Here is a 22,627-nt window from a genome sequence, read left to right on the forward strand (position 1 = left end):
ATCAGTCACCCTCCGGGCGATTTTCAAACAAGGTTGCGCGGCGCCCGCGCAACACAATGTCGAACTTGTAGGCAAGCATATCCATCGGCAAATTAGCGTTCATGTCCAGAGGTGCGACCAGCCGTTCGACGGCTGATTTGTCGGGAATAGTTTTTACGATCGGGCAAATCCAGATCAGCGGATCGCCCTCGAAATACATCTGTGTGATGAGGCGCTGTGCAAAGCCATGACCGAACACAGAAAAATGGATGTGGGCCGGACGCCAGTCATTCACACCATTTGGCCAAGGGTACGGGCCGGGCTTTATGGTCTTGAACCAGTAGTAGCCGTTTTCGTCCGTGACCGCGCGACCGACGCCGCCGAAGTTGGGGTCGATGGCCGCAAGATAGGTTTCTTTCTTGTGGCGATAACGCCCGCCAGCGTTGGCCTGCCAGAATTCCAGCAGTGCGCCTGGAACAGGACGGCTACTCTCGTCCAGAACACGGCCATGCACAAGAATGCGCGGACCTATCGGCATTTCGCCGGGGCGTGCATAATTGAGGATGAGGTCATTATCCAGCTCGTGCAGCATACTGTGCCCGAATACCGGGCCCGTAATTTCACTTTTGGTGCCTTCGAGCGAAAGCAAAGCACGAGTAGGCGAGCGAAGGACGGAGGTCTTATACCACGGCGTGTAAGCCGGTGGATGCATGGACAGATCGCGAGCAAAGAACGGAGTTGCCTCCGGCAGACTGTTCTTCATTTTTCAGTTTCCTCCGCTTCCATCTGCGCATAGGTCTGCTTTGCGATCTTGAAAGCGTGGTTCGATGCCGGAACCCCCGCATAGATTGCAACATGCATCAATGCTTCGCAGATGTCCTCCTTCGTTGCGCCCGTATTTTTCGTAGCGCGTATATGCATGGCAACTTCATCGTCTTGCCCGAGTGCTGCAAGCAGTGCAATCGTAACGATCGACCGTTCTCGTTTGGTCCAGCCGGGTCGCGCCCAGACCGTGCCCCATGCGGCTTCTGTTATAAGCTCCTGAAACGGAGCATCAAGGTCGGTTGCACCGTTTGAAGCGCGATCCACATGCGTATCGCCCAGAACTGAACGGCGCACGTTCATGCCGATCTTGTAGCGTTCCGACCGCACTGCCTTGTCAGCCATGGCTACTCTCCATGTTAGAATCTGTTTGAAATAAAGTTGCGCAACAGCGAGACATAGGCATCGGGCTGTTCAACGCAGGGAATGTGACCGCTGGCGGCAATCTCCGTGAAATCTGCTTCAGGGATAAGACTTGCCAGTTCGCGCACAAGGGTAGGCGGCGTGGAGCCGTCCTGATCACCGACCAAACAAAGTGTTGGCACCGAAATAGTTCTGGCTACTTCGGTTAAATCCGCTTCACGCAGCGCGGCACAGGTGGCCGCATAGCCGTCGAGCGGTTGCCGAACGAACATATTGCAATAGGCATGATAGGCAGGATTATCGGAGCGGCGATAGTCCGACGTGAACCAGCGGGGCATTGTCGCGTCGAGGATGCTTGAAAGGCCATCTTGCTGAATAGCAGCTATGCGCGCGTCCCACATCGCTGCTGTACCGATCTTGTGAGCGGTGTTGGACAAAACGAATCCGGCCACCAGATCGGGGCGCGCTGCATAAACACCTTGCGCGATCAGTCCACCGACGGAAAGACCGCAAATGATCGCCCGTTTTATCGAAAGCTTGTCGAGCAGGTTGATGAGGTCGGTCGCAAGGAGTTCGATTGTGTAGGGGGGGGCTCCGACATCTGAAAGGCCGTGGCCGCGCTTATCATAAACGAGCGTCGATACGTCGTTGCGCAGGCGTGCGCGAACTTCATCCCATATCCGGAAATCGGTTCCGAGCGAATTGATGAAAACCAGAACAGGCTTCTCTGCGGCTATTGGCTGGAAATCATAATGGATGACGACGTCGTTTATGGATGCGAACTGCACAGCTTTCTCCTCTTGCATCGCACTGTCGTGCTTTGAACTGGTTAAGTAAAATGATATTATTCGCAAAAATCATAACTACAGGGTTATAGATAAGTGATTGGGAACAGGATCAAATTTCGTCATCTGCATACGTTTGTTGAGGTTGCGCGACAGAAGAGTGTGGTCAAGGCCTCCGAACTCCTGAGTATCAGCCAACCAGCAGTGACCAAGACGATGCGTGAGCTGGAGGAGATTCTGGGCGTTCCAGTAGTGGAACGCGATGGTCGTGGCATAAGGATAACGCGGTTCGGTGAAGTATTCCTGCGTCATGCTGGGACGGCTTTGACCGCCTTACGGCAAGGGCTGGATTCCGTGTCGCAAGAATTGGATGGATCAGGACCGCCTATTCGTATTGGCGCCTTGCCGACAGTCTCAACACGCATCATGCCGAAAGCGATGAGCCTGTTTCTCGCGGAAAGAACGTCTAGCCGTGTAAAAATCGTTACGGGTGAAAATGCTGTTCTTCTGGAGCAGCTACGGGTTGGCGATCTCGATCTGGTTGTAGGGCGGCTTGCCGCGCCAGAAAAGATGACCGGTTTTTCATTCGAGCATCTTTATTCGGAGCAGGTTCGATTTCTTGTCAGGACAGGGCATCCCCTGACGGACGGACGCGCGGTTTTCGAGCATCTGGCCGACTACCCGGTTCTGATGCCGACACGCAATTCAATCATTCGCCCGTTTGTGGATCGTTTGCTGATTACGAACGGTATAGGTGCCCTGCCAGTTCAGATTGAGACCGTTTCCGATGCATTTGGACGTGCTTTCGTCCGCGACAGTGATGCGGTGTGGATCATTTCAGAAGGGGTTGCTGCCAGAGATGTATCTGAAGGCAAGCTTGTCGCTCTTTCCATCGATACAAGCGAAACGACAGGTCCGGTAGGGTTGACCATGCGAACTGACACGACACAGACAGCCGCTATGCAAATTCTGATCCAGACGTTGCGCGAAGCTGCTGGTGTGAAGCTCTAGAGATTAACGCGGCCAGCTACCCAAATAAGGTAGCTGACCGCGCTATTTGCAAGAAGTTCTGGCCGGAACTTCTTGCTGGGGGTTCGATTAGAAATAGAATTCTACATCAATTCTAAATTAAAGCATCAGTTCTATATGTTTTATTAAATAAAATTAGTTAAACCTTATTTATAGTATTCACCGTTCAGAACGGCAATCCGACGTAGTTTTCAGCAAGTGCGGTTGAGGCAGCTTCGGAAGTGCAGAAGTAGTCAAGTTCTGCTTCCTGCACTTTCTGATCAAACGGAACCATATCAGGAAATCGGTGTAGCATTTTGGTCATGGACCATGAAAAGCGTTCGGCCTTCCAGATGCGCGCAAGCGCATTAGCAGAATAAGCGTCGATGCCAGATTTTGATTTGCCCAGATAAAACTCTCTCAATCCTTCGTAAAGATAGTGCACGTCGCTGGCGGCGAGGTTTAGCCCTTTCGCACCTGTCGGAGGAACGATATGAGCGGCATCTCCAACAAGGAAAAGCTGTCCAAAGCGCATTGGTTCAGCCACGAAAGAGCGTAGAGGCGCAATGGATTTCTCGAAAGACGGTCCGGTTATCATTGCTTCGGCATGATGTGCCGGAAGGCGACAGCGCAGTTCATCGTAAAAGCGTTCGTCGCTCCAGTTTTCGATCTTTTCATCAAGTGAACATTGGATGTAGTAACGGCTGCGTGTGAGCGAGCGCATGGAGCAAAGCGCAAAACCTCGTTCGTGGTTGGCATAGATCAACTCATGAGCGACCGGCGGAATGTCGGCCAGTATGCCGAGCCAGCCGAAAGGATAGATCTTTTCAAAGATATCGATTGCCTTGTCCGGTACAGATTTGCGGCTTATGCCGTGATACCCGTCACATCCAGCGATGAAATCGCAGTCGATGCGATGGGTTTTGCCGTCCTTTTCGTAGGTAATATATGGCGATGTCGTATCGAAATCATGCGGTGTTACGTTGGCGGCTTCATAAATGCTGGTGGTGTTCGACTTCCGCCGTTCATCCATAAGGTCGTGCGTCATCTCAGTCTGGCCATAAACCGTAACGCGCTTGCTGGTCAGCTTGTGCAGGTCGAGACGGTGATCCCGGCCGTCGAAGGCGAGGGAGAAACCGTCATGTGGCAATCCCTCTGCGTGAAGGCGTGTTGAAGCTTCGGCTTCATCCATCAGATTGACCGTGCCTTCTTCCAAGACGCCAGCACGTACACGGCCCAGAATATAATCCGCGCTGACGCGATCCAGCACGACATTGTCTATCCCGGCTTTAGTCAGAAGTTGGCCGAGGAGCAGGCCGGCCGGGCCCGATCCGATGATTGCCACCTGAGTGCGCATAAGTTCCTCCCAATGCAATTCCGTCTTTATTCTTGAAGGAACGTTCCTGCTGGCAATGGATAATCTCGACTATTTATTGTACAAATCGAACATTATTGGAGGGTAAGTGTCGGATAATTTTGTTCCAACATACGAGCTTTATGGAGAAGAAAGCGAGCAGAAGCCGGATTTTTGGCTACACTGCGAGACGCTTTTCTCGCGATCCAGTTTGCATAATTTCGAAATTTCGTTGCATCGTCACGAGAGCTTCTTTCAGCTTTTATATATTGAAGGGGGTACGGGGCAGGTGAGCTTCGATGGCGTCATCTACCCCTTTCAAACGCCATGTGCCATTATGGTGCCACCCGGTTTCAATCATGGGTTTGCATTCTCTCGAGATATAGTGGGGCACATTGTAACGATTTTGAGCCCTCATATGCCGTTTATTGGAGACGGTTCTGGGGGCGTTATGGCGAAGTGGTTGATGCAGCCTCAACTCATATCGATGAAAGGAGCGGGCAACGAGAATCTGGCGTTACTTTCCTCTCTTCTGCGGCAACTACAAGATGAGTTTCACACGAGAAAACCATATAAAAACAGTTTGCTGGAATCTCTTATTCAGGCGGTTTTCGTTTATATTCTGCGGCACGCTTATTCTTCAAAGCTCGTGAAGCAGGAAGACCGCCAGATATATGGGCATGCTCGTATTGAGCGCTTGCAGGAACTGATCGACCGTCATTACCGAGAACATAAGCCCGTTTCATTTTATGCGAAACTGTTGGGTGTTTCATCAACGCATCTCAACCGGACTGTCAAACAACTGACAGGAAGGACGACACAAGACATGGTTGCAAGCAGGCTGATTGAGGCGGCCAAGCGCGATTTGATAGCCATGCCATCGTCGGTGCAGCATATCGCCTACAGCCTTGGCTTTTCAGATCCCGCATATTTTTCACGCTTTTTCCTGAAGATGACGAGCGAAACACCCCGTACATTCCGTTTGAGGGAGCGCGAGCGTCTGGTCGCTCTGGATTCATCATCATAGAATAAATTGGATTTTTCATTCTCTGCGGTCATCTCAGCAAATTGCGTAGATCCAACTGGACTTGAAGCATTGCAGGCAGGAAGCGTTCCACAAGGTCAATTGTTTCGACATGTGCCACGGGTGCCCCGATGTTAAGCGCCGCAACTACTAAACCTCGATGATTGAAAACAGGAACAGCGATGGAGCGTAGTCCGATCTCCAGTTCCTGATCGTTGATTGCATAACCTTGACCACGAATAATGGAGAGTTCTGTCATCAGCGGGGCAATTTCCACCTTTGTAAATGGTGTCAAAGCTTTCCGTTCAGTGCGCTCGAGAAGCACCTGAGCCTCGGGTTCATGAAGCCAGGCCAGAAGCACACGCCCCATCGAAGCACAGTAGGCTGGAAGCCTGCTTCCCGCCATCAAGTTGATGGAAATCACGCGCATTTGTGAGGCGCGCGCGATGTAAACAATTTCCGTTCCATCCAGAACGGATGCGGATGCGCTCTCTCCGACGGCATCAGAGAGCCGGTCCAGATGCGGCTGGATAATTGTCGGCAATGGCGTCGAAGATAGATAGGCATGCCCGAGCCGAAGAATTTTGGGCAGAAGCATGAAGAACTTGCCGTCATACTCGGCATATTCGAGCTCGGTCAGCGTCAGCAGGCACCGTCGTGCGGTTGCACGATCGAGACCAGTTATTTTTGAAACGTCCGCTATTGAAAGACGTGGTTGGTCTTCACCGAACGCTTCGATGACCTTCAATCCCTTTGCAAAACCGCCGATGAAATCTGTTTCGCGCATGAAATCCCTCTCAATTTGCGTAGATATTTTGTGCGATATATGAACAAATGTCAAATATCGCACAAAATGTTTGACCCTTTGCCGACGAGGTGGCTAACTCCAGTGCGATTGCGACCGGACGCTCAAGCACGAAGCTCGAACGCTCTGGTATGGAGGTAAAATGGACAAGACAATCGGAAGTCTAGCCGAGGCTGTTGCCGGAATAGGCGATGGCGCTACGGTCATGATCGGGGGGTTCGGTGGCTCAGGCGCGCCAATAGAATTGATCCATGCCCTGATCGATAAGGGGCCGAAGAACTTGACGGTGATCAACAATAATGCGGGCAATGGGCGCATCGGCATCGCGGCAATGATTGACGCCGGGATGGTGCGCAAGATGATCTGTTCATTCCCGCGGTCTTCCGATCCGCGCGCTTTCACGGACAAATATATTGCCGGTGAAATTGATCTGGAACTTGTACCGCAAGGAACGCTTGCTGAGCGTATCCGGGCAGGTGGCGCTGGTATCCCGGCGTTCTACACGCCGACAGCCTATGGCACGGAACTCGCCGAAGGCAAGGTAATAGCTGAATTTGATGGACGACCTTACGTGCAGGAGCGTTGGTTGAAAGCTGATTTTGCGCTCATTAAAGCGCATCTTGGCGATACGCACGGCAATCTGACCTACCGCATGGCTGCGCGTAATTTCAATCCACTCATGTGTATGGCTGCTGCAAGGACGATCGTACAAGTATCGGAAATTGTTCCGCTCGGTAGCATTGAGCCGGAAAATGTCATCACGCCGGGTATCTTCGTCGACAGTGTCGTTGAAGTTGCAAATCCGCAGCAAGAAGAAGAGCTCATTCGTGCTGGAGTGACCTACGTATGATGATTGATATTCATGATGACATCAAACTGTCCAACGCCCAGATCGCATGGCGCGCCGCGCAGGATATTCAGGATGGTGCCTATGTAAATCTTGGAATTGGCTTTCCCGAAATGGTCGCCCGCTATCAACCGGAAGAACGTGAAGCGATTTTTCACACGGAGAACGGCGCTCTGGATTTCGGTGAAGCACCGCCAGCAGGTGAGGAAGACTGGGACCTGATCAATGCTGGCAAGAAGGCTGTTACGCTAAAGCCCGGCGCGGCATTTTTCCATCATGCCGATAGTTTCGCGATGGTGCGCGGCGGACATCTCGATGTCGCGATTCTCGGCGCCTATCAGGTTGCCCAGAATGGTGATCTCGCCAATTGGCGTGTTGGCGCCAAAGGCGTGCCCGCAGTGGGCGGTGCGATGGATCTGGTACATGGTGCGAAGCAAGTTGTCGTCATCACCGAGCATGTAACGAAGAAGGGTGAACCGAAGCTGGTTGAAAAGTGCACTTTTCCGCTAACCGGCGTCGCATGTATCACCCGCATCTATACCAGCCATGCTGTGATCGATATCGACAAGGGGCGTTTCGTGTTGCGTGAAAAGCTGGCCGCCATGACGCTGGAAGACCTTCAAGCCATGACCGGCGCAAAGCTGCATATCGACGGCCCGGTCGCCGATCTCGTTGTTCCCGAATTGTGAGACCATGTAATGAGTGAAGCCTATATCTGCGATTACATTCGCACTCCCATTGGTCGTTATGGCGGCGCGCTTTCTTCCGTGCGTGCCGACGATCTCGGCGCCATTCCGCTGAAAGCGCTTATGGAACGTAATGGTTCCGTCGATTGGGAAGCCGTGGATGATGTGATTTTCGGCTCGGCCAATCAGGCGGGCGAAGACAACCGCAATGTTGCGCGCATGTCGCTGCTTCTGGCCGGGCTGCCGGCAGGAGTGTCTGGAACGACGATAAACCGTCTCTGTGGTTCCGGGATGGATGCAGTCATAACGGCTGCACGTGCTATCAGGGCTGGTGAGGCGGAACTGCTCATTGCTGGCGGTGTGGAGAGCATGAGCCGCGCCCCCTTTGTCATGCCTAAGGCCGACAGTGCATTTTCACGCAAGGCGGAAATCTTCGATACGACAATCGGCTGGCGGTTCATCAACCCTTTGATGAAAAAACAGTACGGTGTCGATTCTATGCCTGAAACGGGTGAAAACGTTGCCGAAGATTTCAACGTCTCGCGGCGGGATCAGGACGCTTTTGCACTTCGCAGTCAGGAAAAGGCGGCAGCCGCGCAAGCCAATGGACGCCTTGCAAAGGAAATCGTTCCGATCACGATCTCGCAACGCAAGGGCGATCCGGTCGTTGTCGTTAAGGATGAACACCCTCGCGCCACGAGCCTGGAAGCACTGGCGAAGTTGGGCACGCCCTTTCGTGAGGGTGGCACTGTGACGGCGGGCAATGCTTCCGGTGTCAATGATGGAGCTGCCGCGCTTATCATCGCATCTGAAGCAGCCATCAGGAAATACGGCCTCACACCGATTGCCCGTATTATGGGCGGCGCCACGGCGGGTGTTCCTCCGCGCATTATGGGTATTGGTCCCGCTCCGGCGACAAAGAAGCTATCTGCGCGTATCGGTATCGCACCCGACGCATTCGATGTGATTGAACTGAATGAAGCATTTGCGTCGCAGGGACTGGCAGTGTTGCGCGATCTTGGAATTGCTGATGACGACAAACGCGTCAATCCCAATGGTGGCGCTATTGCGCTCGGGCATCCGCTAGGCATGTCCGGGGCGCGTATCGCGGGCACGGCGGCGCTCGAACTTGCGCTCAATGGCGGCAAACACGCTCTTGCAACGATGTGCATCGGCGTCGGGCAGGGGATCGCCATTGCGCTGGAACGCGTCTGACACTGACTAGATCACATATCCGGGTGCTTTCCCGCCCGGATTTGTCACATCTAGCTGGGCAGATACTACTTTTGTATTCTTGGACGACTACAATATTGCCCACGACTACCGATCAAGTTAGCATGACCTCATTACAACAACGGCGGGAACAACCCGTCGAACCAAAATGGGGAACATGTCGATGAAAATTGCTCGCCTTGCCCTGATGGGCGGACTCCTAGCAACCGCACTTTATACTGGCTCCGCTGCTGCCCGCGACCTGACGGTCGTGTCTTGGGGTGGCAACTATCAGGACGCCCAGCGTGAAATTTACTTCAAACCTTTTTCCGAGAAGACCGGCAAACCTTTGCTAGATGAATCCTGGGACGGTGGTTACGGCGTCGTTCAGGCGAAGGTGAAAGCAGGAAAACCCAACTGGGATGTCGTGCAGGTAGAAGCCGAAGAACTCGCTCTCGGCTGTGCTGACGGTCTTTACGAGAAGATCGATTGGGACAAGGTTGGCGGCAAGGACAAATTCCTCGACAGTGCGGTCAATGATTGCGGTGTAGGGGCAATCGTGTGGTCGACAGCAATCGCTTATAATGCGGACAAGCTGAAAGATGGCCCACAATCCTGGGCTGATTTCTGGGATGTGAAGAAGTTTCCAGGCAAGCGCTCCTTGCGTAAGGGCGCCAAGTATACGCTTGAATTCGCTCTCCTCGCCGATGGGGTCAACAAGGATGAGGTCTATGATGTGCTCTCAACCCCGGAGGGCGTGGATCGCGCGTTCAAAAAACTCGATGAATTGAAGCCGAATATCGTCTGGTGGGAAGCAGGGGCACAACCGCTGCAATTGCTGGCCTCGGATGAAGTTGTGATGGCATCAGCTTATAATGGGCGCATCACGGGCATAAACAGGAGCGAAGGCAAGAACTTCAAGGTGGTCTGGCCGGGCAGCATTTATGCTGTCGATAGCTGGGTGATCCTGAAAGATGCCGAGAACAAGGATGCGGGGCTGGATTTCATTGCTTTTGCCAGCCAGCCCGACAATCAGGTGAAGCTGCCGAAATATGTCGCTTACGGTCTGCCGAACAAGGAAGCTGCAAGCAAGGTGCCTGCGGAATTCGCATCGGACCTTCCAACGGCGGAAGCCAATCTGAAAGACGCCCTTCCTCTTAACGTCGATTTCTGGATCGATAATTCCGAAGAGTTGACGAAGCGCTTCAACGCCTGGCTGGCGCAATAACTCACGGTCATGGCCCCGTCGGTGCAATATCGGCGGGGTTTCCCTGTTTTCCGGAAGATGGAGTGATTCATTGACGGACTGCCGCATCCGCTTCGAGAATATCAGCAAATCCTACGGTGATTTCAAAGTTATAGATGGTTTGAACCTCGATATTGATCGAGGTGAATTCGTGAGCCTTCTTGGTCCTTCCGGTTCAGGCAAGACGACGCTTTTGATGATGCTTGCCGGGTTTGAAAGTCCAAGCAGTGGAGCAATCCATGTCGATGGCAAGGCAATCAATACGGTTCCTTCATACAAGCGCAACATGGGAGTGGTTTTTCAGAACTACGCGCTTTTCCCCCATATGACAGTTGGCGAAAATGTCGCCTTTCCGCTTCAGATGCGAGGTATTGGGAAAGCAGAGATCGGCAAGCTGGTGGATAAGGTGCTCGATATGGTTCAGCTTTCCACGATGCGCGAACGCAAGCCATCGCAACTCTCTGGTGGACAGCAACAGCGCGTGGCGCTCGCCCGTGCACTGGTTTTCGAGCCGGGCGTGGTCTTGATGGACGAACCACTTGGCGCACTCGACAAGCAGTTGCGTGAACAGATGCAACTTGACATTCGTGCGTTGCATGGCCGGTTAGGACTGACGATTGTCTTTGTCACCCATGATCAAAGCGAAGCGCTGACCATGTCGGACCGGATCGCTGTCTTCAACAAAGGAAAAATCGAACAGATTGGCACGCCGCGTGCAATTTATGATGAGCCGCAGACCCGCTTCGTTGCCGAATTTATAGGCGAAACCAATCTTGCTGAAGGAACGGTCGAGCGGGTGGAAGGTACGAGCGCTTTCATTCGTCTGAAGGATGGCGGCACACTAACCGCATCATCGAAGGGAACGTTAGGGGCGGGACAGAAAGTTCTTCTGTCCATCCGGCCCGAGCGCATCGAACTGGGCGGGGAGGGTGGTTCAGACAATCTTCTTAAAACACGTGTGATCGACAGTGTCTATCAAGGGGATCATCTGCGTATCCAGCTGGATGCCAGCGCTCATGACTTTATTGTGCGTCTTGACAGAAAAGCGCGTGAATGGGCGGCTGGAACAGATGTCGTAGCGGGGTTCAATGCTGCTGATTGCTGGACTATTGCAGCATGATGGTTCCATCCGGCAAAACTGTCCGAGCGATATTTCTGATCGCGCCCCTGCTTGTTTTCATTGTCTTGTTTTTTCTGTGGCCGCTTGGTGTGATGATGAAACAGGCCGTGTCCGATACGGCGGTTTTGCGTGTTCTCCCCCAGACCGCCGAGACTGTAACTCTTTGGGACGGACAATCGGCTCCATCACCTGAAATGAAACAGGCGCTCGTGGCAGACCTGAAGGCTTCGACCGACCAGCAGGCTGTAGGCGACATGGTCCGCCGCTTGAACAGCGCCCAATCGGGCTTTCGTACCTTGATGAGCAAAACACTTTCAGCCATCGAGAAGGGTGATCCTGTTCCTGACCTGGAAATGATCGACAAGCGATGGAGCCGACCGGAGTTTTGGCATGCTATTGCGAATGCGCTTTCACCAACAACTGATCGCAACCTGCTCGCGGCGGTCGATATGGAGCGCGATACTTCCGGAGAAATTGTTTCAATGACGCCCGGTACATCGGCCAACCGGACGATTATGCTGCGCACGTTCTGGATTGCCGCGCTGGTGACACTTGCCTGTGCAATAATTGGCTATCCCTATGCCGTCTTGCTCACATCATCCTCAGGCTGGATCAGGAGTGTGCTTTTTGCGGCAGTTCTGTTGCCGTTGTGGACATCATTGCTGGTGCGTACTGCGGCCTGGTTCATTCTTCTACAGGACAAGGGACTTATCAATGATACGTTGATCTGGCTTGGCGTCACCGATGGACCGCTACCGTTGATCTTCAACAGGGCAGGGGTAGTGATAGCCATGACCCATGTACTTTTGCCGTTCATGGTGCTGCCGATTTATAGCGTTCTTGTATCGATCCCGAGCAATCTCATGCCGGCTGCTGCATCACTCGGCGCACCGCCTTGGAGGGCTTTCGTGCGGGTACTACTGCCTTTAAGTATGCGTGGCATCCTGTCCGGCATGCTGCTCGTGTTCATGAGCGCTATTGGCTACTACATAACTCCGGCGCTGATCGGTGGACCGGGCGACCAGATGATAAGCTCGATCATCGCCTATTACGCAACCGGTTCGGCCAACTGGGGTATGGCTGGTGCATTGGGGCTCGTGTTGCTCGTCGCCTGTCTCGTACTCTATGCTGTCTACGGACGGCTCACCGCTGATGAGCGGGGGAGAGCATGAACATGGGGCGTTTCGCGAAAATCCTGTTCGGTGTGGCCGCAGTGGTCTTTTTGATTGCTCCGCTGTTTGCAATTCTTCCACTTGCTTTCACATCCAGCGTGTTTCTGACCTATCCAGTGCCCGGCTGGTCAGTGCGCTGGTTTGAAGAACTCGCCACGGCGGATGTCTGGCGGCGCGCAATAGTCAACAGCCTTATTATCGGCTCAGGAACGACGATTTTGGCGACTGTGCTGGGAACGATGGCCGCACTTGGCCTGCGCAGCAGGATTTTGTTTCTTTCAGGCCCCATTAAAACTTTGTTCCTGTTGCCCATGGTCGTTCCCGCCGTGGTTATGGGCGTCGGTATGCAGCTATTGTTTGTCCGGCTCGGAATAGCGAATTCTTATCTCGGTGTGATTATTGCGCATACAGTGATTTCGATCCCCTTTGTTCTGGTGAGCGTTACGGGTGCCCTGGCAGGTATCGACCGCCGTGTTGAACTGGCAGCCGAAAGTCTTGGCGCATCGCCTCTGACAGTTTTTCGTAAAGTCACACTTCCGCTCGCCATGCCGGGCATCGCGTCTGGTGCAGTATTGGCGTTCGCGACTTCATTGGACGAGGTTGTGCTGACGCTGTTCGTCGCTGGTCCAAATCAGCGCACCCTGGCACGCCAGATGTTTTCGACAATTCGAGAAAATATCAGTCCGGCTATCGCTGCCGCAGCATTTTTGTTCATCGCAGGCACCGTGCTCTTAGGCCTTGCGGCAGTGCTCTTTCGCCGAAAGCGCACCAGTGGAACAGTCTCCATCTGATAGGTGAGAGCGATCTCGTTTTCTGCCGTACTAATCTTGTGCCTCAGCGATCAATTCGCGTCGAAAGGATGATGGATGACATCGTGCGCTGAACGCCTTCCAGCGCGCCTATACGATCCAGAACGGCGTCGAGTTCCTGTATAGAAGGAGCTTCCACAACGACGATCATATCGAAATGCCCGCTGACGGAATGGAGCGAACGAACGGCCATCATGCTGCGCAGAACTGTTTCGACTTTCGGCGCGAGCTTGGGTAGTGCGGTCACCAGCACATGAGCGCGAACCAGATCACGCTCGAATTCCGGTGCGATTCGTACCGTGTAGCCCTCGATAACTCCGCGTTTCTCAAGCTTTTCGATGCGGCTTTGGACAGTAGTTCGGGACACTCCGAGGCGCCGTGCGAGGTCAGCTGTCGAGGCGCGGGCATTTTCACGGAGGAGGGCGATGAGGGTAAGATCGGCTTCTGTCGTCATAATGCATATTAAATACGTCAATATGTGCAAACAAACAACGTCATATCGTCAGTTTGTATGCTTCTTTTTGCATGGAACTATGCGATTCTTGCATATCCGAATTGCATTCCAAGGGGAAAGTTATATGAAAGAGATCGTAGTTGTCGGCGCAGGCAAAATCGGTGCCACCATTGCCGATCTTCTCGCTTCCACAGGCGAGTATGCCGTTACCGTTGTCGACCGCTCTCAGGCGCAGCTCGATGCACTGGAATCGGGCGCAGAAGTCAAGACGCAGGCACTTGATATTGAAGATGCCAAGGCTCTTGAAACTGCTCTGACCGGAAAGTTCGCTGTACTCAGCGCCGCTCCATTCCATCTGACGACCCGTATCGCCGAAGCAGCTGCTAAGGCAGGTGTTCATTATCTCGACCTGACCGAAGATGTTGCCAGCACACGCCGCGTCAAGGAACTGGCAAAGGAAGCCAAGACCGCTTTCATTCCGCAATGTGGCCTTGCTCCTGGCTTCATCTCCATCGTTGCCTATGATCTGGCGAAGCGTTTCGACAAGCTCGACAGCGTTCGTATGCGCGTTGGCGCTCTGCCGCAGTACCCTTCGAATGCTCTGAACTACAATCTGACCTGGAGCACCGACGGCGTCATCAACGAATATATCGAGCCGTGCGAAGCCATCGTGAATGGCGAGCTGAGCGAAGTTCCTGCTCTCGAAGAACGCGAAGAGTTCTCGCTCGACGGCGTTACCTACGAAGCCTTCAACACCTCCGGTGGTCTCGGCACGCTTTGCGAAACGCTCGAAGGCAAGGTGCGCACGCTCAACTATCGCACCATCCGCTACCCGGGTCACGTTGCGCTGATGAAGGCGCTCCTCAACGATCTCGGTTTGCGCCATCGCCGTGAAGTGCTCAAGGACATCTTCGAAAATGCCCTGCCGACGACTCTTCAGGACGTCGTGGTGATTTTTGTGACCGTTTCCGGCACCAAGAACGGCCGTCTGGTTCAGGAAACCTACGCAAACAAGGTTTATGCCGCTCCGGTTGGCAAGATCATTCGCTCGGGCATCCAGATCACCACGGCTTCGGCGATCTGCGCTGTGCTCGACATGCTGGCCAAGGGTGATCTTCCACAGCAGGGCTTTATCCGCCAGGAAGACATTACGCTCGAAGCATTCCTCTCGAACCGCTTTGGCAAGGCATATGCACAAGAAGATCATTGCGCACGTATGGTTGCCTGATAGCTTCTGCCGCATGAATGCGGGGTCTGTTGCGCTGGTACGCAGCAGACCCTTTTTGCGTTTTGGTATTCAGTCAATCTGTCCTATCAAAGTCGCAATTGAATGGGATCGGGTTTAAGCGCATTGCCCAATCCAGACTGGCGGATGGATGTGCTACTCTGCCTTATGTGTGTCTACCGGCGCATCTTGACTGAGAACCGTTTCACAGTTTTCGGGTGCGCTTCTAAAGAAGTAGGAAAGTCATGTTGAAATCAGTTTTGCTGGCCGGTCTGGCCTCAGTCTTCCTCGCTTTGCCTGTTCAGGCAAAGGAATGGAAAGAAATCCGCATCGCCAGCGAAGGTGCATATCCGCCGTTCAACTACATGTCTCCAGATGGCAAGCTTGAAGGTTTCGATCTTGATATCGCAAATGCGCTTTGCAAAGCGATGGAAGCCAAGTGCACGATTGTCGCCAATGATTGGGACGGCATGATCCCGGGCCTGCAGGCCAACAAGTTCGACGCTGTCATCGCTTCGATGGCCATCACCGAGGAGCGCGAAAAGCAGGTTGCCTTCACCGAGCGCTATTACACGACCCCGCTTGCGGTTGTCGTGCCGAAGGATACGGATATGACTTCGCTCGATCCGTCGGCATTCGATGGAAAGACGGTTGGTGCACAGGCTGGCACCACGCAGGGCAACTATGCTGATGATGTCTACGGCAAGGCAGGCGCGGATGTGAAGCTTTACCCGACGGCTGACGAAGCCAATGCCGATCTCGAAAGCGGTCGTCTGGACGCAATCGCTGCCGACAAATTCCTCGCCGCAGATTGGCTGAAAAAGCAGGGCGCAAACTGCTGCAAGTTCCTTGGTGATATTCCGGGTTCTGAAACGAAGATCGCCGTTGCCCTGCGCAAGGGTGACGACGATCTGCGTGAACAGTTCAACGCCGCAATCAAGAAAATCCGTGACGACGGCACCTACGAAACGATCCGCAAGAAGTATTTCGATTTCGACATCTATTGATGTGACAAATTAGACTCCGGACGTCTTCAAAACCTGCTTGCAGTGGAAGGCGTCCGGTGCTTCAGTCATGGCAAGCGCATGAAATCAGGCGCTACCATTCGCGGGGGGTGCCCTGCCAATTACAACGATAACAAAGCAGTAAGGGGAATAGTTATGTTGAAAGCCATCCTATTTGCGGGCGTAGCATCTGTAATCGCTGCCTTGCCGGCGCAGGCCAAAGAATGGAAAGAAATCCGCATCGCCACCGAAGGTGCGTATCCACCTTTCAATTTCGTGGCGGCGGACGGTTCGCTTCAGGGACTTGATGTCGAAATAGCCAATGCCCTGTGCAAGGCGATGGATGCCAAGTGCACGATTGTTGCTAACGACTGGGACGGGATGATTCCCGGCCTGAAGTCGAACAAGTTCGATGCTGTCATTGCATCGATGAGCATCACGGAAGAGCGCAAGAAGGAAGTTGCGTTCACGGACAAATATTACTCCACACCACTTTCCGTTGCCGTGTCGAAGGATAGCCCGATCACATCGCTGGATGCCGAAGCATTCAAGGGAAAGTCGGTTGGCGCTCAGGGATCGACGACGCAGGGCAATTATGCGGAGGATGTCTACGGCAAGGCTGGCGCTGATGTTAAGCTTTACCCGACTGCCGACGAAGCCAATGCTGACCTGAAGAATGGGCGGCTTGATGCGGTTGTTTCCGACAAATTCCCGATTTCTGACTGGATCAAGGGCGATGGTGCGGATTGTTGCAAGCTTATCGGCGATATTCCCGGCACGCAGACCGATACCGGAATTGCGCTCCGTCAGGGCGATGACGATCTACGCGAACAGTTCAATGCGGCAATCAAGAAAATTCGCGACGATGGAACTTATGCCACGATCGTGAAGAAATATTTCGACTTCGACATCTACTGATTGCTTGTAAAAGATACAGCTCTTTGCTGTAAGCAACAACGCGCCGGCTGCAATCGGCGCGTTTATTTGTTTGGTTTGGTGGATGCCGGAAATGCCGATTCAGCAACAAGATGTCATCGTTCTGGGCGCCGGTATTGTTGGCGTGTCCACGGCACTACATCTGCAGGCGCGGGGCCGTTCTGTCTGCCTGATTGACAAAGGTGAGCCCGGAAATGGCACCAGTTTCGGCAATGCCGGTCTGATCGAGCGATCAAGCGTTATTCCCTATTCCTTTCCGCAAGGCTTCTGGACGCTTGTGCGTTACGGGATGAACCGTCGCTCAGACGTTCGCTACAACCCGTTTTACATACCGAAGATGGCTCGCTGGCTGTTTCAATATTGGCGGGAATCGTCGCCAGAGCGGTTGAAGACTGCCACGAATGCTATGTTGCCCTTGATTGAAGCGAGTGTTCGCGAGCATGATACTTTGGTGGCCCAATCGGGCAGTGAACGGTTGATCCGGTCGCAAGGATGGATCGAGGTGTTCCGGTCATCTTCTGCATTCGACGCAGCAGTGCGCCGTTTGCCCGATTTGCAACGCTTCAAACTGTCTTATGATATTCTGGATGCGGCAGCCTTGCGCCAGCGTGAACCGTCGCTTGGCGATGTGGTTGGTGGCATTCACTGGCTTGACCCCAAGACGGTTGTGAACCCGGGTGGGCTGGTTAAAGCCTATGCTGATCTGTTCGGCAGGAATGGTGGCGTCTCCGTTCACGGAGATGCTGCAAGCCTGGCACAGAATGAGAGTGGCTGGCAGGTGGCGACGGAGGTGGGTATCGTCCGTGCGCGCGATGTTGTGGTCGCACTTGGTCCGCAATCCGGCCTCATCTTCCGAAAGTTCGGCTATCCGGTCCCGCTTGGCATCAAGCGTGGTCATCATCTTCATTTCACCATGAAGGATGGCTCGCGGCTTGGTCATACAGTGGTGGATGAAGAAGCGGGCTATGTTCTTGCCCCAATGGTACAAGGTGTGCGGCTGTCGACAGGCATAGAGTTTGCTTCACCGGATGCGCCTGCCAACCATATACAACTCAGGAAGGACGAGAAAATCGCGCGCAAGCTTGTGCCTCAGTTGGGAGACCCCATCGAAACGACGCCATGGCTTGGATTGCGCCCGTGCCTGCCGGATATGCGCCCGGTGATTGGGGCAGCGCCAAAACATAAGGGACTATGGTTCAATTTCGGTCATGCTCATCATGGATTGACGCTTGGGCCTGCGACAGGACGCTTGCTCGCTGAGATGCTCGTGGGAGAAGAGCCGTTTGTCGATCCGAAACCCTATTCGGCTGAACGGTTTCTATAGTTTTATCTAAAACTTTCGTGACAGGCTTGTCAGTTACGGTAGAGCGGGGCTATCAATTGGTCCCATTCTCATATCGCGCAGTCGCGAACAATCGATCCGGAAAATTCTCGTGAAAATGAAGCCTTTGGGCCGTACCGGCCTTACTGTCACTGAAATTTGCCTCGGCACCATGACCTGGGGCGTACAGAATACCGAGTCCGATGCTCATGAGCAGCTCGACATTGCTCTCGATGCTGGTATCAACTTTATTGATACTGCCGAGGGATATGCCATACCGATGAGTTCGGAAAGCTATGGCAAGACAGAGACCTACATTGGTAGTTGGCTCAAGAAATCTAGAAAACGTGACAAGATCGTACTGGCGAGCAAGATCGCCGGTGGCGGTAGGCAGAAGTGGATTCGAGACGGCGCCAGGCCAAGCCGAACCAGTGTTCGCGAGGCGGTGGAGAACAGTCTGAAACGGCTTCAGACGGACTATATTGACCTCTATCAGGTCCATTGGCCGATGCGTGCACACTACCATTTCGGCCAGAGCTGGAGCTTCGATCCGTCCAACACGGATTGTGCGGCAGAAACTCAACAGATGCATGATGTTCTGCTCGGGCTCGGAGACATGGTTCGCGACGGAAAGATCAGGCATATCGGTCTTTCCAATGAGACAGCCTGGGGAACGATGCAGTGGCTTCGGTTGGCGGAGCAGCACAGTCTGCCACGCATCGCCTCAATCCAGAACGAATATAGTCTTCTGCAGCGCCAGTTCGATTTTGACATGGCAGAGCTGGCGCTCTGCGAAGACGTTGGACTGCTTGCTTATTCGACGCTTGCAGCTGGCGTTCTGACCGGGAAATATCTGGGCGGCAGGTTGCCCGCCGGTTCGCGCGCGGTCATTTCCGCAGGCGGCATCTGGCGGAACAATGTTCACTCAGAGCCCGCAATTCGCGCCTATATCGATGTTGCGAAGAAGCACGGTCTCGACATCGCCCAGATGGCGATTGCCTTTACATTGACACGCCCGTTTATGACCTCGGCCATCATAGGCGCAACGACTGTAGATCAGTTGAAGACCGATATCGCGGCCCATCAAGTCAAACTGTCGGAAGATGTCCTGACTGATATCGAAAAAGTTTACAGGCAGTATCCGCGTCCGCTTTAGAGCCGAGAGGACGTATAGAGAGCCTGCCGACTGGCAGGCTTTTTCTATCCGGCAAGATAAATTTCGTGTTTGACGATCCATTGATCGATTGGTGTCTCGCTTGAAGAACTGACGATCACCATTCGGTCGAAGCGTAGATTGCGACCAGCAAGTGATCTTGCTAGGCGAGTCATCTCTGTTTCGCGCGAAGCTCGATCAGCAACGCCATAGGCAAGCGAAACATGTGGAAGGAAAGTCGAGATGTCGTTCTCTCCAGATATACCCAGTGAATCCTGTTTCAGTGCCATGAGTGCAGGTGTTTTCTGCAGCGTGGCGTAGAAAGAGCGGAAATAAGCCTCGGTTCCGGTCACGTTCTCAATGAGAACATCCAGAGGTTTGCGACCGACCGCAAGGCTGAGCACCAGCGGCAGCAGTTCGTCTGCCGAGCGTATCATATCGGGTACAAGTGTCGCATGTGGTTCAAATACGGGCGAAGCAAAGTGGCCAGCCAGTTCTGCAACGATGGATTCCAGAAATTTGAGGTCATCGCGTGCAGGACGCAACCAGATGGAGTGGAAAGTCATTGATTTGGCATCCCTCGAACGCCGCGTTCGTTTTTAAGTGGCCTGACGCTGTTCCGCAATATGAGCGGTAGTTCGAGCACAACTGTCTGAGGCAGCGCATTTGGTGCGGCCTGTCTCTCGTCAAGCAGACGGATGATTTCGGCAGAGAGGCGTTCAGCATTCTGATCGAATGTTGTCAGCCGGTAGGCCCCCCAGCGTGCTTCCGTGACATTATCGAAGCCGATAACCGAAATATCGTCAGGAATAGAGAGATTGAAGACATCGCGCGCGCAGTCCATCAGGCCGAAAGCCATAAGGTCGTTGACGCAAAACACGCCTTCGACGCGCTCTCGCTCGCCGAGGAGTAAGGAGGCCGCGCCGTAACCGCCGTCATAGTCGGTCAGGTCACCGCGCTGTATACTGACGCTCAATCCGAGGCTTTTGCCTTTGGCGATGAAAGCTTCCTCACGTTCAATCAGATTGAGACTACCGACATTCGACGTTATGAGGCCAAGCTTTTTCATGCCTCGTGCCGCGAAAATTTCGACAGCCGTTTCGGCGGCTAGTCGATTGTTGATGTGAATATGATCGGCTCCCTCTTCGGTTCGCCCGACGAGGATCAGGGTCTGGCCGTTTCGTTGGGCAAGATCGACAAATGACGACGAGGGCATGCCGGAAAGAACTACCGTCGCTTCGGCACGATAGCGCAACAGCGTTTCGTGGGCTGCAGAGAGGTTTTCTCCATGCTGGCCGGTCGGGATCAACACCGGCACACTGCCACGTGCTGCAAGTCGACGGGAAAGCGCTGCAATCTGGCGGGAGCGAAAAGGACTATCCGGGTCTGCCGCAATCATTCCGACGATACGACTGCGATTGGCAAGAAGACCGCGCGCAAGGTCATTGACCTGATATCCAAGTTTTTCGGCAGCTTTGAGCACTTTCTCGCGTGTTGAGGGCGAAACACTGGCGCCAGGCGTAAAGGTTCGGGACACAGCGGAGCGTGACACGCCTGCCTCGAGCGCGACTTCATGCGCGCTGATGAACCGTGGCTGGTTATCCGCGCCGTCTTGTTCTCGCTGCATTTCTTTATCTGGCATTTTATCGCCCTACTTTTGAAAGGACATCGGCCCTGAGGAAGCGCTCGACCACGAACATGAAGGCAATTGATGGCACCAGCAATATCAATGCGCTGATCGACGCGATTTGATAATTGCCGCCGGAACTCGCTGTATAAAGCAGCAAGGGCAGGGTGGAAATATCAGGGGCGCCAACGAAATAAGTGCCGGTGAACTCATCGAGCGATTCAAGAAAGACAAAGATCGCGCTTGCAAGCAAACCCGGTGCGGCTATTGGCAGGGTGATGTCGAAGAATGTCTTGAGGGCGGAAGCGCCCATTGAGCGCGCCGCTTCTTCAAGCTCCCGATCAATTGCCGAAAACGCTGCCGTGGCGATCCATACGGCATAGACCAGACCATGAGTGACATGCACCAGAACGACACCTGTGATCGTGCCATTCAAGCCGAACGAGTAGAACATCTGCGCGATGTTTACGTAAACGGGCAGGTTCGGAAAAGCCTGCGGGATCAGCAGCGTCAGCAGGATCAGCCCACGAAACGGCAGTTTCAGGCGTGCGAGAGCATAACCGGCGGGAATGGCGAGGCCAAGTGAAACGATCACTGTCAGGCCTGCAATAAGAACGCTTGTGCCAAGTGACGAGAGCGCATTGCCGCGAGGCGAAAACACATTCGCCCAGAAAGAGAAACCATACTGAAGCGGCAGTGTGTGTGGGAAATACCAACGCTCAGCTACAGCCCACAGAAGCAGGTTGGCGAGTGGCCCGAAAATCGCGAAGGCGAGCAGACCAAGCAATATGCCACGTGGTATCCAGCGCCAGTCGATGATGTTGCTCATTGGCCGTGTTCCTTCATGGTCTGGCGCAGGTAAACCCAGGCGACGAGGCTGGTCATGAGGAGCGAGATCGTACCCAATGCATTTGCGACGCCGTAATCCCCATAAGCATTGATACGGAATGCCATGTTTGCCGTGATCATCGTTGGTGATTGGGCGTTGATCATCAAAGGCACGGACAAGACGGACATCATGGTGACAAAGCTCAGTATCAACCCAACGAGCAGCGTTTGGCGGACTTGCGGCAGAACAATCTCGATGAGAATGCGCAGCCGCCCGGCACCAAGATTGCGAGCGGATTCAATCGTGCTGCGATCGATGGATGCCATTGCACCTGCCAGCAACAACGTGACAAATGGCGTCTGTTTCCAGACGAATGCAATGACGATGCCACGCCAGTCGAGAAAGCTCATTGCCTGCAAGGGGGTAAGGACCCCTGTTTCGATGAGCAGGCTGTTCATCAACCCGTTCTTGGCAAGGAAGGTGCGGAGTATCTGGCCAACGACAATGAAGGGGATGAAAAGCGGCCAGCGATAGAGCCAGCGCAGAACAGTGACAGCGCGCGGGTTCGAGCCAAGCGTCAGGTAACCGCCGATGGCGATAGAGAATAACGCAATCAGCAGGGACGACAGTGTAACGATGACAAAGGTGAAGATGATGTCGCTGGAATAAAGTTCGAATGCTTTGGTGAAATTGCCGGTTCCCCATTCCCCGGAAACGTTGAAAGCTCCGGTGATCGCTCCCAAAAGCGGTACGATGAACAGCAATAGGACGATCGCCAGTGCCGGCGCGACAAGAAGAATCCCCGTCAGTCGATGCGACATTCGAAACCTCATGAAGTAGGATGCG

At 53.7% G+C, this 22,627-nt stretch carries 24 protein-coding genes; 14 read left to right on the forward strand and 10 right to left on the reverse strand.

Going from position 1 to position 22,627, the window contains the following annotated elements:
• Window position 1: 1 nt before the first annotated feature.
• From pcaH to pcaD, 3 genes are read right to left on the reverse strand one after another with little or no spacing between them, the layout of a single operon-like run.
• Window positions 2–742: a protocatechuate 3,4-dioxygenase subunit beta gene (gene pcaH, locus ABDF71_RS24000; protein WP_151663078.1), complete on the reverse strand. Its 741-nt coding sequence runs from the start codon at window positions 740–742 to the stop codon at window positions 2–4.
• Window positions 739–1,146 (reverse strand): 4-carboxymuconolactone decarboxylase, encoded by a 408-nt coding sequence (gene pcaC, locus ABDF71_RS24005; RefSeq protein WP_010658913.1) that lies wholly within the window; start codon window positions 1,144–1,146, stop codon window positions 739–741. Before pcaC ends, pcaH begins: the two co-directional genes overlap by 4 nt.
• A gap of 14 nt (window positions 1,147–1,160) precedes the next feature.
• Window positions 1,161–1,952 carry a 3-oxoadipate enol-lactonase gene (pcaD, locus tag ABDF71_RS24010; protein WP_010658912.1) on the reverse strand — a complete coding sequence of 264 codons (792 nt, stop codon included), beginning with the start codon at window positions 1,950–1,952 and terminating at the stop codon, window positions 1,161–1,163.
• A gap of 93 nt (window positions 1,953–2,045) precedes the next feature.
• Here pcaD and pcaQ point away from each other — a divergent pair, with 93 nt between their 5' ends.
• Entirely contained in the window at window positions 2,046–2,960 is a 915-nt protein-coding gene (pcaQ, locus tag ABDF71_RS24015; RefSeq protein WP_010658911.1) for a pca operon transcription factor PcaQ, read from the forward strand.
• 184 nt (window positions 2,961–3,144) lie between these two features.
• On the opposite strand, the gene pobA is transcribed toward pcaQ, so the two are convergent.
• A complete protein-coding gene (pobA, locus tag ABDF71_RS24020) occupies window positions 3,145–4,314 on the reverse strand; it encodes a 4-hydroxybenzoate 3-monooxygenase (protein ID WP_258124275.1) in 1,170 nt (389 codons plus the stop codon).
• Between the two features lie 106 nt (window positions 4,315–4,420).
• Here pobA and ABDF71_RS24025 point away from each other — a divergent pair, with 106 nt between their 5' ends.
• A complete protein-coding gene (locus ABDF71_RS24025) occupies window positions 4,421–5,338 on the forward strand; it encodes a helix-turn-helix domain-containing protein (RefSeq protein WP_151663076.1) in 918 nt (305 codons plus the stop codon).
• Between the two features lie 28 nt (window positions 5,339–5,366).
• On the opposite strand, the gene ABDF71_RS24030 is transcribed toward ABDF71_RS24025, so the two are convergent.
• Window positions 5,367–6,122 carry an IclR family transcriptional regulator gene (locus ABDF71_RS24030; RefSeq protein ID WP_010658908.1) on the reverse strand — a complete coding sequence of 252 codons (756 nt, stop codon included), beginning with the start codon at window positions 6,120–6,122 and terminating at the stop codon, window positions 5,367–5,369.
• A 160-nt stretch (window positions 6,123–6,282) separates the two neighbouring features.
• On the opposite strand from ABDF71_RS24030, the gene ABDF71_RS24035 reads away from it, so the two are divergent.
• The 7 genes from ABDF71_RS24035 to ABDF71_RS24065 all read left to right on the forward strand — a co-directional run bounded on the left by ABDF71_RS24035 (window position 6,283) and on the right by ABDF71_RS24065 (window position 13,214).
• Entirely contained in the window at window positions 6,283–6,990 is a 708-nt protein-coding gene (locus ABDF71_RS24035; protein ID WP_151663075.1) for a 3-oxoacid CoA-transferase subunit A, read from the forward strand.
• On the forward strand, window positions 6,987–7,676 hold the full coding sequence (locus ABDF71_RS24040; protein WP_151663074.1) for a CoA transferase subunit B: 690 nt from the start codon (window positions 6,987–6,989) through the stop codon (window positions 7,674–7,676). The genes ABDF71_RS24035 and ABDF71_RS24040 overlap by 4 nt, the downstream gene beginning before the upstream one ends.
• A gap of 9 nt (window positions 7,677–7,685) precedes the next feature.
• The gene (gene pcaF, locus ABDF71_RS24045) at window positions 7,686–8,888 is read left to right on the forward strand and encodes a 3-oxoadipyl-CoA thiolase (protein WP_010658905.1); all 1,203 of its coding nucleotides are present in this window, start codon (window positions 7,686–7,688) and stop codon (window positions 8,886–8,888) included.
• A 181-nt stretch (window positions 8,889–9,069) separates the two neighbouring features.
• Window positions 9,070–10,113 carry an ABC transporter substrate-binding protein gene (locus ABDF71_RS24050; protein ID WP_029927257.1) on the forward strand — a complete coding sequence of 348 codons (1,044 nt, stop codon included), beginning with the start codon at window positions 9,070–9,072 and terminating at the stop codon, window positions 10,111–10,113.
• A 70-nt stretch (window positions 10,114–10,183) separates the two neighbouring features.
• A complete protein-coding gene (locus ABDF71_RS24055; protein ID WP_043062469.1) occupies window positions 10,184–11,251 on the forward strand; it encodes an ABC transporter ATP-binding protein in 1,068 nt (355 codons plus the stop codon).
• Complete coding sequence (locus ABDF71_RS24060) at window positions 11,248–12,423, forward strand: ABC transporter permease (protein ID WP_151663073.1); 1,176 nt, start codon at window positions 11,248–11,250, stop codon at window positions 12,421–12,423. Before ABDF71_RS24055 ends, ABDF71_RS24060 begins: the two co-directional genes overlap by 4 nt.
• A gap of 2 nt (window positions 12,424–12,425) precedes the next feature.
• Window positions 12,426–13,214, forward strand: a complete 789-nt coding sequence (locus ABDF71_RS24065; protein WP_151663072.1) for an ABC transporter permease — start codon at window positions 12,426–12,428, stop codon at window positions 13,212–13,214.
• 43 nt (window positions 13,215–13,257) lie between these two features.
• Here ABDF71_RS24065 and ABDF71_RS24070 read toward each other — a convergent pair whose 3' ends face one another.
• Entirely contained in the window at window positions 13,258–13,686 is a 429-nt protein-coding gene (locus ABDF71_RS24070; protein ID WP_500061819.1) for an Lrp/AsnC family transcriptional regulator, read from the reverse strand.
• A gap of 124 nt (window positions 13,687–13,810) precedes the next feature.
• On the opposite strand from ABDF71_RS24070, the gene ABDF71_RS24075 reads away from it, so the two are divergent.
• The 5 genes from ABDF71_RS24075 (at window position 13,811) to ABDF71_RS24095 (ending at window position 19,328) form a co-directional block, all read left to right on the forward strand.
• Window positions 13,811–14,914, forward strand: coding sequence for a saccharopine dehydrogenase family protein (locus ABDF71_RS24075; RefSeq protein ID WP_010658899.1), 1,104 nt, complete (start codon window positions 13,811–13,813; stop codon window positions 14,912–14,914).
• A gap of 242 nt (window positions 14,915–15,156) precedes the next feature.
• Entirely contained in the window at window positions 15,157–15,918 is a 762-nt protein-coding gene (locus ABDF71_RS24080) for an ABC transporter substrate-binding protein (RefSeq protein WP_010658898.1), read from the forward strand.
• Window positions 15,919–16,071: 153 nt separating this feature from the next.
• A complete protein-coding gene (locus tag ABDF71_RS24085) occupies window positions 16,072–16,833 on the forward strand; it encodes an ABC transporter substrate-binding protein (protein ID WP_010658897.1) in 762 nt (253 codons plus the stop codon).
• 91 nt (window positions 16,834–16,924) lie between these two features.
• The gene (locus ABDF71_RS24090; protein ID WP_010658896.1) at window positions 16,925–18,175 is read left to right on the forward strand and encodes an NAD(P)/FAD-dependent oxidoreductase; all 1,251 of its coding nucleotides are present in this window, start codon (window positions 16,925–16,927) and stop codon (window positions 18,173–18,175) included.
• A 115-nt stretch (window positions 18,176–18,290) separates the two neighbouring features.
• Window positions 18,291–19,328: an aldo/keto reductase gene (locus tag ABDF71_RS24095; protein ID WP_500061820.1), complete on the forward strand. Its 1,038-nt coding sequence runs from the start codon at window positions 18,291–18,293 to the stop codon at window positions 19,326–19,328.
• Window positions 19,329–19,372: 44 nt separating this feature from the next.
• Here ABDF71_RS24095 and ABDF71_RS24100 read toward each other — a convergent pair whose 3' ends face one another.
• Genes ABDF71_RS24100 through ABDF71_RS24115 form a run of 4 tightly spaced genes read right to left on the reverse strand, consistent with a single transcriptional unit; the run spans window position 19,373 to window position 22,602 of the window.
• Window positions 19,373–19,891, reverse strand: coding sequence for a haloacid dehalogenase (locus ABDF71_RS24100; RefSeq protein ID WP_010658894.1), 519 nt, complete (start codon window positions 19,889–19,891; stop codon window positions 19,373–19,375).
• Window positions 19,888–20,967, reverse strand: coding sequence for a LacI family DNA-binding transcriptional regulator (locus ABDF71_RS24105; protein WP_029375971.1), 1,080 nt, complete (start codon window positions 20,965–20,967; stop codon window positions 19,888–19,890). The genes ABDF71_RS24100 and ABDF71_RS24105 overlap by 4 nt, the downstream gene beginning before the upstream one ends.
• Window position 20,968: 1 nt before the next feature.
• Window positions 20,969–21,781 (reverse strand): ABC transporter permease, encoded by an 813-nt coding sequence (locus ABDF71_RS24110; protein WP_029927273.1) that lies wholly within the window; start codon window positions 21,779–21,781, stop codon window positions 20,969–20,971.
• Window positions 21,778–22,602 carry an ABC transporter permease gene (locus ABDF71_RS24115; protein ID WP_258124295.1) on the reverse strand — a complete coding sequence of 275 codons (825 nt, stop codon included), beginning with the start codon at window positions 22,600–22,602 and terminating at the stop codon, window positions 21,778–21,780. The genes ABDF71_RS24110 and ABDF71_RS24115 overlap by 4 nt, the downstream gene beginning before the upstream one ends.
• Window positions 22,603–22,627 lie beyond the last annotated feature (25 nt).

The sequence above is a fragment of the Ochrobactrum sp. WV_118_8 genome, from assembly GCF_039631535.1.
GTDB lineage: Bacteria > Pseudomonadota > Alphaproteobacteria > Rhizobiales > Rhizobiaceae > Brucella > Brucella anthropi.